The organism is Streptomyces sp. ADI96-02 (assembly GCF_003846185.1).
Classification (GTDB): Bacteria; Actinomycetota; Actinomycetes; order Streptomycetales; family Streptomycetaceae; genus Streptomyces.
In genome coordinates this window covers 3,107,195-3,120,778 of sequence record NZ_ML123034.1, presented here as the reverse complement: position 1 = coordinate 3,120,778, position 13,584 = coordinate 3,107,195, and the positions used below count along the sequence as shown (strand labels likewise).

Genomic DNA, 13,584 nt, shown 5'->3' with positions numbered 1-13,584 from the left:
CTAGGTTTTTACGAGTGTTACCCGCCGGGGCCTGGATCGCGCGCGGGAGTGCGCCGGGTGGCGGCAGCGACCGAGGCCAGCAGCTCGGCGTCGAGGAACGACGGGTCGGCCAGCCGGGTGGCGGCGGCGTAGGAGTTGAACAGCGCCTTGGTCACCCGCAGCGCCGCCGCGGGCCGGCGCACCACGGGCTTCGCCCAGGCGTCGACCGCCTCGTCCAGTTCCGCCTCGGGCACCACGCGCTGGAGCACCGAGAGCGCGTGCGCCTCGGCGGCGCCGAAGGCCCGGCCGGTCAGGACCAGCTCGCGGACCCGGGCCGCGCCTGTCTCGTGGATCAGCCGGGGCAGCACGCCGCCCCAGGCGACCGGCAGCCCGAGCGCCAGCTCCGGGAGCCGGAACCCGGCGGTGTCCGCGCCGACCCGCAGGTCGCAGGAGAGCGCGAGCGCCAGCCCCGCGCCGATCGCCCGGCCGTGGACGCGGGCGATGGTCACCGCCCGGCTCCCGGAGATCGCCTCGCAGACCCGGCGGGCCTTCTCCCCGGAGATCCGGATGCCCGGACCGGTCGGATCCTCCTCCAGCCGGTCGGCGAACTCGGCGCGGTCGCCGCCGAGGCAGAAGTCGTCCCCGGCTCCGCTGAGCACCAGCACCCGGACCTCGGGGTCCGGGTCGGCGACGACGCCCCACAGCTCGTCCAGCATCGCCCCGGTCACCGCGTTGCCGTTCGCGGGCGTGTGCAGCTCCACGTGCAGGACCGCGCCGTCGCGCCGGGTGCGGACGGTGCCGGGGTGGACGGCGCAGGTGGGGGAGCCGGGCGGCGACGGCCTCACAGCGCCACGCCCAGCGAGGTGACCCGGCGGAAGACCATCCGGGCCGCGTACACCGGCGGTGTCACGGTGTGCAGGGTGGCGAAACGTTCCAGCATGCGGGTCAGCAGCGTCCGCGCCTCCAGCTTGGCGAGTGCCGCGCCGAGGCAGTAGTGCACCCCGCTGCCGAAGGCGAGGTGGCCGCCGCCGCGGCCGATGTCGAAGGTCTCGGGGTCCGGATTGCGGCGCGGGTCGTGGCTGGCCGCGCCGTACAGCACGTGGACCATGCCGTCCTTCGGGATCGGGACGCCGGCCAGCACGGTGTCCCGGGCGGCGATCCGGGTGTTGAAGTGGATGGGCGGGTCGTAGCGCAGCACCTCCTCGACGGCCGCGTCGACGTGTTCGGGATGGCTGCGCAGCCACGCCCACCGGCCCGGTTCGGCCAGGAGCGACGTCATGGAGCTCAGCAGGGTGCCGGTGGTCTCCAGCGCGGCGATAGTCACGAACATGACAAGCCGATAGAGGGTCTCGTCCGCCCGCTCCCGGTCCGGCTCCAGCGCGTCCCAGGCGTGTATCCAGCCGGTCAGCACGTCCTCGCGCGGCTCGGCCCGGCGCCCGGCGACCAGGGCGGTGAAGTACGCGCGCAGCCGCGCGGTCGCGGCGGCGGACACGGCGAGCTGACTGCCGGTGGGCAGCAGCTCCTGCGCGTAGACCTGGTCGTGGGTCATCTCCAGGATGTGGGAGTGGTCCTCGGGCGGTATCCCGAGCCAGGCCCCGACCGTGGCGATGGGCAGCCGCTCGCTGACGATCGAGGCGAAGTCCGCCTCGCCGCGGCGCAGTCCCTCGGCCAGATCGTCCAGCAGCCGGTCGGCCTCCTGCCGGACGGTCGGGGTCAGGCGCTGGAGGGCGGAGCGGTCGAAGAGGTTGCCGAGGCTGCGCCGCTGACACGTGTGTTCAGGCGCGTTGAGGCGGGAGAGGGTTCCCGTCATCTCCCGGGTGGCGATCGCGTTCCACCGCGGGGCGTCCCCCTGGCGCTCCTGCCAGGCGAAGTCGGGCGGAGCCAGTCGCGCCCGCGCAGCACCTGGCTGCAGGCGTCGAAACCGGTGACGAAGTAGCCCTTCCAGGGCGCGCGGACGACGTCCCCCATCTCCCGCAGTTCGGCCAGGATGCCGTACGGGGCGGCCTGCCCCTCCGGCGAGTTCAGCCGGCGGAGCAGGGAGACGAGGACCTGAAGTTCGGCGCGGGTCCGGGTGGTGACACCAATAGCGCTCACGCAGAGTTCCTTGACCTGGGCCCATGGTTACCGCCGTGAACCTACCCCTCCGGATATCCGCGCCAAGCATCGATCTTTGTGGCCCCCGTCACATGTAATTGCCGTGAATGCCCGGTGTGTTCAGTGAATTGTCCGCGCGTGGGTCATACGCGGAAGACATCGAGGAACGAGCTCCACCAGCCCTTGGCCTTCTTGGGCGACTCCGCCGCGTGACGGGGCGCGGCGGTCTGGCCGGGGGCCGCGGTGCGGTACGGGTCGGGCATCTGGGCCGGGGCGGGGGACTGGGCGCCGGTCGCCGCGCGGCGAGCGGTCGTCGGGGTGAACCGGACGGGCAGCGCGACGAGCGCGCGGTGGAACGGGCCCGGCCGCCAGCCGACGCCGTTGGCCGGCACCGCCAGCGCGAGGTCCGGCACGGTGTTGAGGATCTTCTCGATGGCGGTCAGCGCGATCAGCGTCGCGGGCGACTTGGCCGGGCACACGTGCGGGCCCGCTCCCCACGCCAGGTGGGCGCCCTTGCTCAGGGTCTGGCGGGCGTCGGTGAGGCCGGGGTCGGTGTTCGCGGCGGCGAAGCTGATCACGACCGGGGTCTCCGCCTTGAGCGTCACGCCGTCCAGCTCGACGTCCCGTACCGGGTAGTGCGTCGCGTAGTTGGCGATCGGCGGGTTGTTCCACAGGACGTCGTCCAGCGCGTCCTCGACGAGCATCCCCGAACCGCGCCGCTCGGCGCCGCCCGGCTGGTCGCCGGAGAGCATCAGCAGCAGCGCGTTGGCGATGAGGTTGCGCTCCGGCTCCACCCCGGCGCCCATCAGCATCACCAGCTGGTCCTTCAGCTCCTCGTCCCGCAGCCCGGCCGGGTGCTGGATCAGCCAGGAGGTGATGTCCTCGCCGGGCTGGCGCCGCTTGAGGGCGACGAGCTCCATCAGGCACTCGGTCAGCTCGGCGTTGGCGCGCAGCACGTCCTCGCCGTCGAAGATGGCCGCCATGGAGCGGGTCAGCCGGTCGCCGATGTCGCCGGGGCAGCCGAAGAGCTGGTTGAACAGCAGCAGCGGCAGCAGCTTGGCGTACTCGTTGAGCAGGTCGGCGGTGCCGCGCTCGATGAACTGGTCGATCAGGTAGTCGGCGATCCGCTCGACGTCCCGGCTCAGCCGGCTGACGTTCAGCCGGGCCAGCGACTCGGTGACCGCCTTGCGCAGCCGCAGGTGCTCCGCGCCGTCCGTGAAAAGGCAGTTGGGCCGGTACGCCATCATCGGCAGCACCGGGCTGTCCATCGGGATCGCGCCCTCGCGCAGCGCCGCCCAGCGCCGCGAGTCCCGGGCGAACAGCGACGGGTTCTGAAGGACCCGCAGCGCCGCTTCGTGCTGCACGATCAGCGTGGCGTCCACCCCGGGCGCGAGCTCGATCGGTGCGGCGGCTCCGTGCGCCCTAAACCTGGCGTAGACGCTCTGCGGATCGGCGGCGAACTCCGGTCCGTACAGCGACGTCTGCGGCTGGTGCATGGGGCACCCAGCGGGGGCGCTGTAGGGGGTGGCTCCCGGCTGAGAGTCCATGTGAGCTTCCTCGGTGTGATCGCGGGGCGCCTCGCGCCCCGGCTTCGGGCTTGGGGGGTACGTCGGTCAGGCCGCGTGCGACAGGAGGTGCCGGACCAGCGTGATCAGGGCCTGCGCGGAGGAGTTCTGGTCCCGGGCGTCGCAGTAGACGACCGGGGTGTCCGGCAGCAGGTCGAGCGCTTCGCGCAGCTCGTCCTCGGCGTGGCGCGAGTACGGGTCGAAGCTGTTGACCGCGACCGCGTACTCCAGTCCGTACGTCTCGACCAGGTCGATGACCGGGAAGGTGTCGGAGAGCCGCGCCGGGTCGACCAGGAGCAGCGCGCCGAGCGAACCGCGCGCCATGTCCTCCCACAGCTCGACGAACCGCTGCTGCCCCGGCGTACCGAACAGGTACAGCACCAGCTCGTCGCTGAGGGTCAGCCGCCCGAAGTCCAGGGCGACCGTGGTGGTCTTCTTGTCGGGCGCGCCGCGGAGGTCGTCGACCTGGGCCGCGGCCTGGGTCATCCGCTCCTCGGTGCGCAGCGGGGTGATCTCGGAGAGCGTGCCGATCAGGGTCGTCTTGCCCACGGCGAAGTGCCCGACGACGAGGATCTTCGCCGCACGCCGCACGGCGTCCGGGACATAGATGTTCTCAGCCGAACCGGACCTGGAGTCCATGCAACACCTCTTCGAGGATCTTCCTGTCAACGAGCTGAGCCGGTGGCGGCGCCTTGCGGCGCAGCAGGTGTCCCTGCTGGCTTAAGTCCTGGAGCAGCAGCCGGGCGACCCCGACCGGCAGGCCGAGGTGGCCGGCCACCTCGGCCACCGACAGGTAGCCGCCGGCGCACAGTTCCCAGATCGCCCGGACCTCGGGGCTCGCGTTCGGCGGCGGCTGCCGGTCGGGAGCGAGGGTGACCAGCGTGACGAGGGTCAGATCCTCCGCGTCGGGCAGCCCTCGCCCGCCGGTGATGACGTAGGACCGGACGAACCCGCTGCTGACCTGCTGCTCCTCGCCCGGCGCCGTCATATCTCGCTGCCCGCGCTCTGGCGGGGCGGCGTGGTCATCGCCTTCCCCAGCGCGGTGACCTGCTGCTGCATCCGGAAGGACATCGCTTCCATGTCGACGTCGGCCGCGGCGGTGGCCGCCAGGTAGGCGCCGGTGCCCGCGGCGATCAGGAAGATCCAGCCGTCCTCGTACTCCAGGAGCGTCTGGCGCCAGCGGCCGGGGTCGCGGGTTCCGATGAACGGGGCCACGGCCCGGCTCAGCGACTGCATGGAGCTCATGGCAGCCGCGACGGTCTCCGCGTCGTCCCGGCCGATCTCGCTGGAGTTGGCCAGCAGCAGTCCGTCCGCGGACACCAGGATGGCGTGCCGGGCGCCGGGTACCTGGAGAACATCGTTGAGTACCCAGGTGAGATCGGGGTTCACTGGAGCTCGGGTCCTTCCGTGGTCGTCGTCGTGTCACGCCCGGACCGCGTCCCGCGCTGGAACGCGCCGAGGCGGGATGCGGTCACCTCGCTGCTGCTCGTCGGCCGCGGTTCCGACGGGGGTACCGCGGACACCGGACTCTTGCGACGACGCTTGGGCAGTCCCCCGGCGGTGGTGGTGATCTGGGCCAGCGGCTGGGTGGTCGTGTCCGGCTGCTGGGTGGGTGGGAAGAGCGGGGTGGGCGCCGGGGCCTGCCGGTGGTCGGCGCGCGGGATCTGCGGCGGGAGGGCCGCGGGGATCTCGTGCGCCTCGGCGGGCACCGCGGCGGGCGGAGCCTCGGTGGTGAGCAGTTCGTCGGGGATGAGTACCACCGCGCGTACGCCTCCATAGGGGGAAACGGAGTCCACCGAGACCCGGAACCCGTAGCGCGCGGCGAGCATTCCGGAGACGGCGAACCCGAACTGCGGCGGGATGCCCAGGCTGGAGACGCTGATGGCGGCCTGGGGGGAGAGGAGCCCCGCCGCGCGGTCCTTCTCCTCCTGGCCCATGCCGAGACCGGCGTCGTCGACGATGAGGCAGACGCCCGTCGGCACGGCCTGGATGTTGACCTCGACCGGGGTCCCGGGTGCGGAGTAGTTGGTCGCGTTGGCCAGCAGCTCGGCCAGCACCACGGCCACCGGTTCCACGGCCCGGCTGACGACGGAGAAGTTCACCTGGCCGTTGACGCGCACCCGGTCGAAATGGCGGATGCGTCCCTGGGCGCTGCGGGCCACGTCGAAGACGGACGCCACGGTCTCGCGCCGGCCGAGCCAGCCGCCGCAGAGCACCGCGATGCCCTGTGCGCGCCGCCCGAACTGGCTGTTGGCGTGGTCGACGGCCATCAGGTCCGCGAGGATCCCGGGGTCGTCGCCGTACTTGCGCTGGGCCTTCTCGATCACGACCTGCTGCTCGTCCGCGAGTCCCTGGAGGGTGCGGACGGCGGCCTTGAGGACGGCCTTGGTCTCTTCCTCGGCGTCCTTGCGCACCTCGGCCAGTTCGGCGGTCTGGCGCTGGAGCAGCCCGTTGTGGAGGACGTGGAGTTCGTCACGCTGGCGCAGGAGCGTGTCCCGCTCACCGCTGAGTTCGGTGTTTCTTCGGCGCAAGGTGATGTTGGTCGCGCGAGCTCGCAGGACGGCACCCACGGCGACCAGTGCTACGACAACCAGCGCCCAGGTGACGGGGCCCTGTGGAAAGGTCATGAGACTCACTTCAAGTGCCATGGCTGGAAACGGCTTGACGCTCCGTCGGATGGCGCGGGGGTGGTTCGGCTTCGCCGGACCCGTTGCGCCGTCTTCGGGAGTGCCCCTCCGAAGGTGGGGCCGAGGAATTCATCCCTCCCGGAATGCCCCCATACGCCATCAGCCCACTGGAAGTGAGATGATCTTATCATTGGCAGACTGGCGAAATGTCAAGAGTGCCGCGCCAGTTGCCACTCACCGCAGAACGTTCACATCGAGTTGATCCGGAAGGCGGAATTCCGGCACTTTCACGCCGCACTTCCGTCGCTTTTCCGCCATCCTTCCGACGGGCGACGATCTTTCGGCCCTGGCGCGAGAAGGCCGCGACCCGGGTCCGAGCCGTGCTGTCGACGCATCAGAGCGGCTTCGGCAGGCGGTGCTTCGGTCGAGCAGGCCCCAAGTGCCACCGGGGCGAGGAAGATTCGAGCGGCGTACGGCACATCCGCTTCCCGTCCTTCGTGGAGCCGGTGCGTCGTCCGCGTTGCCGGGTGTGGCGGCGGAGTGGCATGCCGTGAACGCTGTGGCGCGGGCATGACAGCATCACGGCAGCGTCATGGCATCGCTTGCCCGGCCCGAACGCCCCGCGCCATCGTCGGACGCGGCCCGCCGATCCCGTGGGCCGCAACCGCAGGGCACGGCCCCACCCGTGGGGCCGCGCCCCGTTCGAGGAGGCTCTCGATGGCAGCAGTACGCACCACCGGCCGCCGGATCGCCGCGGCGATCGCCACCGCCACCACCGTGGCGCTGACAGTCGGAGCAGGAGCGGCCTTACCCGCCCAGGCGGCCCAGCCGGAAGGCAGAGTCCTGCACGCGGGGGCGGCCGGGTCCGTGCCCGGAAGCTACATCGTCACGCTGAAGCCGACGGCCGGCTTCGCGGCGTCCGCGACGCGGGGCAGGCAGCTGATAGCCGGTTACGGCGGGAAGGTCCAGCGCACCTACACCGCCGCGCTCAACGGCTACGCCGCCACGCTCGGCAGCGCCGAGGCCAGGCGGCTCGCCGCCGACCCGGCGGTCGCCTCGGTCGAGCAGGACCGCACGGTCCACTCCACCGCCACCCAGACCAACGCACCCTGGGGCCTCGACCGGATCGACCAGGCGAACCTCCCGCTGAACGGCACCTACACCTACCCCGATACGGGCGGCGTCGGCACGACCATCTACGTCCTGGACACCGGGGTGCGCATCACCCACCAGGACATCGCCGGCCGCGCCTCCTACGGCTACGACTTCGTCGACAACGACGCCGTCGCCCAGGACGGTTACGGCCACGGCACGCACGTCGCCACCACCGCCGCGGGAACGACGTACGGCGTCGCCAAGAAGGCGAAGATCGTCGCCGTGCGGGTGCTCGACAACAACGGGTCCGGCACCACGGCCGGCGTCATCGCCGGGGTGGACTGGATCACCGCCAACCACGTCGCCTCCTCCGTCGCCAACGTCTCGCTCGGCGGCGGCCCCAGCCCGACGCTGGACGCCGCCGTGCGCCGGTCGATCGCCTCCGGAGTCACCTACTCCATCGCGGCCGGCAACTCCGGTGCCCCCGCCGCCGGTTACTCTCCGGCCCGGGTGGACACGGCGATCACCGTGGGCGCCACCACCAGGACCGACGCCAAGGCCGCCTACTCGAACCACGGCCCCGTCGTCGACCTCTTCGCGCCGGGCTCCGACATCACCGCCGGCTGGAACACCAACGACAGCGCCACCTTCACCGGCAACGGCACCTCCTTCGCCGCGCCGCACGTCTCCGGCGCCGCCGCCGTCTACCTGACCGACCACCCCGGCGCCTCCCCGGCCGCCGTCGCCACCGCCCTCGTGAACGGCGCGACCCCCAACGTCCTCACCTCCATCGGAACCGGCTCCCCGAACAAGCTGCTCCGGCTCGTCCCGTAACGGCACGACGGCCGGGGGCGCGTACGGGACTCGTGCCCGTACGGGCCCCCGGCCCACGTCGTCCGGGCTCGGACGGGCGGAGTGGATGCACGGAGGGTGAGCGTTCCCCCGCGCGGGTCACCCTCCGTGCCAGGGGTCCGGCCACAACCCGGTGGCGGCGGGGTGCGCCAGCGCGACGGCGTCCTCGGGGTTCACCTCGTCGGGCAGCCGGTAGAGGCGATCGGCGGGTACGGCGACCCGCTCGGCCGCCGCGCCCTGCCGGCCGGCGTGCCCCATGCTGTTGCACCACACGCGCTCCCCGACCTCGAATCCGGTACCGGGCGCGGTTTCGGCGACGGTGCCGGCCAGGTCGCGGCCGATGACGAAGGGAAAGGTCAGCGGCGTACGCCAGGCCCCGGAACGGACGAAGGTGTCGACGTGGTTGACGGAGGCGACCCGCACGTCCACCACCACCTCGCCCGCCCGCGCGACGGGCGGCGGGAGTTCGCCGTAACGGATGGTGCCGGGAGCGCCGAGCTGTTCGATGTAAGCGGCGAGCATGGTGCCGGAGTCTGGCACCGGCCTCGGTGCCCCGTCGCCACCTGACCGGATTGTCTGTCAGGTCGCGGGCGGCGGGCGGCGGGCGACGGGCGACGGGCGGTGGGGACCTGTGGGCGGCGCTGGGCGCGGGACGGGGGCGGCACGGGGGCCGCGCTCCTACGATGACGCCGTGACCCGGACCCAGCCGCAGACGCAGCCCCAGCCTCACACTCAGCCCCAGCCTCACACTCAGCCCCAGCCTCACACCCAGCTCCAGCCCCAGACGCTGACGCTGACCGACATCGTGGCCGAGGACCCGCGTATGACGGCCGATGTGGCACCGCTGATCCGGACGCTGCGGCCCACGCTGACGGCCGAGGCGTTCACCGCCTTCGCGCGGGAGGCGCACGCACGGGGCCTGCGGTTCACCGTCGGCTACGACGAGGCGACGGGCCGGGCCCTGGGAGTCGCCACCCACCGCGTCCTGGCCACGAGCCGGGGCCGGGTGCTCTTCGTCGACGACCTGGTGACGGCGCCGGAGGCACGGGGCCGGGGTGTCGGAGCCCGCCTGCTGGCGGAACTGGAGGACCGGGGCCGAGCGGCGGGCTGCGTGCGCGTGGAACTGGACTCCGGCACCACGAACGTCGAGGCGCACCGCTTCTACCACGCCAGAAGGATGACGATAGGCGCGCTGCACTTCGCGTTGGACCTGGACGTGGGCGGGCCGGCCGGGACGGACGAGAAGAGCGAGACGGGCAGGACGGGCAGGACGGACGTGACGGACGTGACGGACGTGACAGGCAGGACGGACGGGACACGGAGGCGAAGCCCATGACGACGCCACGCCCTCACTGGATCTTCGGGGACCAACTCGGCCCGCACTTTCTCGATCCCCGCCACGGCGGTCCCGACCGGAGCGCGCCGGTACTCATGATCGAGGCACGCTCGGTGCTGCGCCGACGCCGCTTCCACCGTGCCAAGGCCCACCTGGTGCTGTCCGCGATGCGGCACCGTGCCGCCGAACTGGGCGACCGCGTCACCTACGTCCGGGCGGAGACGTACACCGAGGGCCTGGAGCAGATCCTGGGACGACCCGCGCGCGGCCGAGGGCGAGGCGGGCAGGACACGGACGAAGCCCGACGGCAGCACGGCCACGGCGACCGGCTGACGGTCGGCCACCCCACCTCGCGCCGGGCCCGGGACTTCGTCGCCGCTCTGGACGGCGTGGAGGTCCTTCCGGCGAGGGGATTCCTGGTGACCCAGGACGACTTCGCCGCATGGGCGGCCGGAACGGGTCCTGGGGACAGAGGAAACAAGGGAAACAAGGGAAACAAGGGAAACAAGGGAAACGAAGAAGACGAAGGAAACGAAGGAAACGAAGGAAGAGGAAAGGGCGAAGGGCAGAGCCTGCGCCTGGAGGGCTTCTACCGCTGGGTGCGCGGACGGCACGACCTCCTGATGGACGGCGAGGAACCGGCGGGAGGCCGGTGGAACCTCGACCACGACAACCGCGAGCCCCCGCCCCGAGGAGCCGAATCCCTCGACGTCCGCGCCCCCTGGCAGCCGAAGGAGGACGTCATCGACGAGGAGGTCCGCCGCGACCTCGACCGCTGGGAGCGCGACGGCGTCGTCTCCTTCGTCGGCCGCGACGGCCCGCGACGCTTTCCCGCCACCCGGCGCGAGGCGCTGGCCGCGCTCCGCCACTTCATCGCCCACCGGCTCCCGGACTTCGGCCGCTACGAGGACGCCATGCTCGCGGGCGACCCCGTGATGAGCCACAGCCTGCTGTCCGCACCGCTGAACCTCGGCCTCCTCGACCCGGCCGAGTGCGTGGAGCGCGCCGAACGGGCCTACCGGTCCGGCGACGCACCGCTCAACAGCGTCGAGGGCTTCGTCCGGCAGATCGCCGGCTGGCGCGAGTACGTATGGCACCTGTACTGGCATTTCGGCGAGGACTACCGCCACCGCAACGCCCTCCGCCACACCGCGCCTCTGCCGGACTGGTTCCTCGAACTGGACGCGGACGCGGTCACCGCGAACTGCCTGTCCACCGTGCTCGCGCAGGTACGGGACACCGGCTGGACGCACCACATTCCCCGCCTGATGGTGCTCGGCAGTCGCGCCCTTCAGGACGGCTGGGACCCGGCGGCGGTCACCGACTGGTTCCACCGCTGCTTCGTGGACGGTTACGACTGGGTGATGCTGCCCAACGTCGTCGGCATGTCGCAGTACGCCGACGGCGGACTCATGACGACCAAGCCGTACACGTCCGGCGGCGCGTACATCCACCGGATGAGCGACCTGTGCGGGCCCTGCGCCTACCGCCCCTCCGACCGTACCGGCGACCACGCCTGCCCCTACACCGCCGGATACTGGGCCTTCCTCCACCGCCACCGCACCCGGCTCGCCGCCAACCACCGCACCGCCCGCGCGGTCAAGGGCCTCGACCGCCTCAAGGACCTGCCGGAACTGCTGGAAGCGACCGAGCGGCGGGGAGCCGCTCCACCGTGACGACCGGTCACCAGTCGATGGCGTCGCCCATCGACTGCTGCCAGTACGTGACCTTGAGCGAGTCGTCGATGTAGACGCCCTTGGCGGGCAGCGAGGGGTTGGCGCCCTTGCCGACGCTCTCGTTGCCGGAACGGCCCTGGAAGTAGACCGTCAGGGACTTCTCCGTCGACCCGTGGGAGCCGCTGCCGTCGGTGGAGGACAGGCTCACGGAGGCGTAACCGGACTCGCCCGGCTCCAGCGTGACGACCGCCTGCGGCTTGGAGGCTTCGATGACCGGCGGCACCGACTGCGCCTGCCCGAAGCGGAGGGCCGGGTAGCCGTACAGGAAGCAGGACGTGGTTCCGGTGTTGGTGACGGTGAGGAGCATGTGGTTGACAGGACGGTTCAGCGGGGCCGCGACCGTCTTGGTGGTGGAGCCCTCGCAGGTGACCGTCCTGGCGGCGGAGTCGGAGACGACGGCGGTCGGCACGGCCTCACCGGAACCGGAGCCGCCGGAACCGGAGCCGCCGGAACCGGAGCCGCCGGAACCGGAGGCGGTCGATCCGGCGTCGGACGGGCGGGAGGAGTGCGAACCGTCCGCCGGGCCCTCGCTCCGCGTACCCGTTCCGTCGTCGCACGCCGTCAGGGAGAGAGCGGCGATCGTGACGGTCGCGGCAGCGGTCAGGAAACGGGTGCGGGAGTTCCGGATGACGGACATGTGGGTGCGCCCCTTCGAGGTACGGGTCGGTGTGGTGTGTTGGATGACTGGAGCTTGCGGGGTGATCCGTCCCGACCGCCACGGACAGCGGCGAGTCAGGGACACTGGAACGCCGAAACGGGCTGTGAGCAGGGGGAATGCGGTGTTCCTGGAATGGGTGAACGGGACGTGGGGGGACGGTGGGACGAGTGCCTGAGGCGAACGGAGCCCGGGAGACGGGCGAGTTCGCGGCGCTGTTGCGGGAGCTGAAGGACCGCTCGGGGCTGAGCTACGGGGCGCTGGCCAAACGACTGCACACGAGCACATCGACGCTGCACCGCTACTGCAACGGCAGCGCCGTGCCCACCGAGTACGCGCCGGTGGAGCGCCTGGCGCGGGCCTGCCGGGCGACGCCGGAGGAACTGGTGGAGCTGCACCGCCGCTGGATCCTCGCGGACCACGAGCGACGGAACAGGCCGGACCAGACCCGGGCGGACCGCGTGAGGAACGCGCCCGCCACGGCCCGGGAAGCGCAGGCTCCGGCCGGAGCGGCGACGCGCGAAACAGACGCGCGGGCCATACAAGCGAGCCAGGCCGCACAAGCGACCCAGCCCGCACAGACCACACAGGCCGCACCAGCGACCCAGCCCGCACACGCCGCACAGGCCACACGCGAGATCCAGCATGCCGACAGCGAACTGGTCGTCGCCCGCCTCCGGCACAGGCCCCGACTGCGCCGGGGCCGCGACCGCGCGCTGATCGGCGCCGCCACGGCAGTGGCCGTGCTGGCAGTCGTGGGGCTCGCCGCCAACGTGCCCTTCGGTGAGGCCGAGAAGACGGACGACCGCGCGGTCAAGTCCCTCATCCCGAGGAGCGGCGCGGTGGACAGGGTGGAACCCTCGGCTCCGGCTCCGAGCTCCACGAAGCCCTCTCCGAGCGCCCGGAGCCGTACGCCGCCCGCTTCCGCCCCTGCCCCCGCCGCCGGTACGGGCGTCGGAGGAGGGCCCGGCTCGGTGAGGAGCGGCGACCGGAGGGCGGACGAGCCCGCCGAGAAGAACGACGGGGCCCCGCCGTTCAACGTCACCTCCCGGCCGTACGTCTACGAGAGCCCGTGCAGCCAGCACTTCCTGGTCGACAGCGAGCCCGAGCAGGTCGGGCCGCCGGCGAACGAACAGGACGCGCCGCGCTGGGCCGCCGCCTACGGGGCGGTCTCCTCAGGTGAGCAGCGGGTCGCCCTGACCGTTCAGGGGACCGGGCGGGAGACGGTCGTCCTGGAGAAGCTGTACGTCCGCATCGTCACCAAGGGCGCACCGCTCGCCTGGAACGACTACGCGATGGGCGTCGGCTGCGGAGGCCGTGTCGACACCGCGTCGTTCGGACTCGACCTCGACGACGGCAGTCCGGTGGTGAAGCCGCAGGGGGACCAGGGCGACTTCCCGTACACGGTCAGCGAGTCCGAACCGCAGGTCTTCTTCATCACGGCGAACACCCTGGCGCACGACGTCCGCTGGGACCTCAGCCTGGAGTGGTCCAGCGGAGACCGTCGCGGAACGCTGCGCATCGACGACGACGGCAGCCCGTTCCGCACGAGCGCCGGAGCGGGCCGCCCGGGGTACGACTACCCCCTGGGCGGCGGGGAGTGGATCGAGCGGGAGTACTGACCGGCCGCCGCCCCGGTCGGCGG

11 protein-coding genes and 2 pseudogenes are annotated in these 13,584 nt (G+C 72.0%); 4 read left to right on the top strand and 9 right to left on the bottom strand.

Annotated elements, in window-relative coordinates:
* Positions 1 to 17: 17 nt before the first annotated feature.
* The 7 genes and pseudogenes from EES43_RS13565 to EES43_RS13535 form a co-directional block, all read right to left on the bottom strand.
* On the bottom strand, positions 18 to 824 hold the full coding sequence (locus tag EES43_RS13565; RefSeq protein WP_124268965.1) for an enoyl-CoA hydratase/isomerase family protein: 807 nt from the start codon (positions 822 to 824) through the stop codon (positions 18 to 20).
* Positions 821 to 1,947 (bottom strand): annotated as a pseudogene (locus tag EES43_RS13560) (cytochrome P450). Before EES43_RS13560 ends, EES43_RS13565 begins: the two are co-directional and overlap by 4 nt.
* A 269-nt stretch (positions 1,948 to 2,216) precedes the next feature.
* On the bottom strand, positions 2,217 to 3,620 hold the full coding sequence (locus EES43_RS13555; protein ID WP_124268964.1) for a cytochrome P450 family protein: 1,404 nt from the start codon (positions 3,618 to 3,620) through the stop codon (positions 2,217 to 2,219).
* Positions 3,621 to 3,686: 66 nt separating this feature from the next.
* The gene (locus tag EES43_RS13550) at positions 3,687 to 4,277 is read right to left on the bottom strand and encodes a GTP-binding protein (protein ID WP_124268963.1); all 591 of its coding nucleotides are present in this window, start codon (positions 4,275 to 4,277) and stop codon (positions 3,687 to 3,689) included.
* Positions 4,252 to 4,626, bottom strand: coding sequence for a DUF742 domain-containing protein (locus EES43_RS13545; RefSeq protein WP_124268962.1), 375 nt, complete (start codon positions 4,624 to 4,626; stop codon positions 4,252 to 4,254). The genes EES43_RS13550 and EES43_RS13545 overlap by 26 nt, the downstream gene beginning before the upstream one ends.
* On the bottom strand, positions 4,623 to 5,027 hold the full coding sequence (locus tag EES43_RS13540; protein ID WP_124268961.1) for a roadblock/LC7 domain-containing protein: 405 nt from the start codon (positions 5,025 to 5,027) through the stop codon (positions 4,623 to 4,625). The genes EES43_RS13545 and EES43_RS13540 overlap by 4 nt, the downstream gene beginning before the upstream one ends.
* Complete coding sequence (locus tag EES43_RS13535) at positions 5,024 to 6,265, bottom strand: ATP-binding protein (protein WP_124268960.1); 1,242 nt, start codon at positions 6,263 to 6,265, stop codon at positions 5,024 to 5,026. Before EES43_RS13535 ends, EES43_RS13540 begins: the two co-directional genes overlap by 4 nt.
* A gap of 717 nt (positions 6,266 to 6,982) precedes the next feature.
* On the opposite strand from EES43_RS13535, the gene EES43_RS13530 reads away from it, so the two are divergent.
* Positions 6,983 to 8,194, top strand: a complete 1,212-nt coding sequence (locus EES43_RS13530) for a S8 family peptidase (protein WP_124268959.1) — start codon at positions 6,983 to 6,985, stop codon at positions 8,192 to 8,194.
* A gap of 150 nt (positions 8,195 to 8,344) precedes the next feature.
* Here EES43_RS13530 and EES43_RS13525 read toward each other — a convergent pair.
* Positions 8,345 to 8,734, bottom strand: a pseudogene (locus EES43_RS13525) (alcohol dehydrogenase catalytic domain-containing protein); the annotation flags it as partial.
* Positions 8,735 to 8,903: 169 nt separating this feature from the next.
* Here EES43_RS13525 and EES43_RS13520 point away from each other — a divergent pair.
* Positions 8,904 to 9,548 carry a GNAT family N-acetyltransferase gene (locus EES43_RS13520; protein WP_241192413.1) on the top strand — a complete coding sequence of 215 codons (645 nt, stop codon included), beginning with the start codon at positions 8,904 to 8,906 and terminating at the stop codon, positions 9,546 to 9,548.
* A complete protein-coding gene (locus tag EES43_RS13515) occupies positions 9,545 to 11,224 on the top strand; it encodes a cryptochrome/photolyase family protein (RefSeq protein WP_124268958.1) in 1,680 nt (559 codons plus the stop codon). Before EES43_RS13520 ends, EES43_RS13515 begins: the two co-directional genes overlap by 4 nt.
* Positions 11,225 to 11,231: 7 nt before the next feature.
* Here EES43_RS13515 and EES43_RS13510 read toward each other — a convergent pair whose 3' ends face one another.
* On the bottom strand, positions 11,232 to 11,921 hold the full coding sequence (locus tag EES43_RS13510; protein ID WP_124268957.1) for a DUF4232 domain-containing protein: 690 nt from the start codon (positions 11,919 to 11,921) through the stop codon (positions 11,232 to 11,234).
* Between the two features lie 188 nt (positions 11,922 to 12,109).
* Between EES43_RS13510 and EES43_RS13505 the strand changes: the two genes are divergently transcribed.
* Positions 12,110 to 13,561, top strand: a complete 1,452-nt coding sequence (locus EES43_RS13505; protein ID WP_124268956.1) for a helix-turn-helix domain-containing protein — start codon at positions 12,110 to 12,112, stop codon at positions 13,559 to 13,561.
* Positions 13,562 to 13,584: the final 23 nt, after the last annotated feature.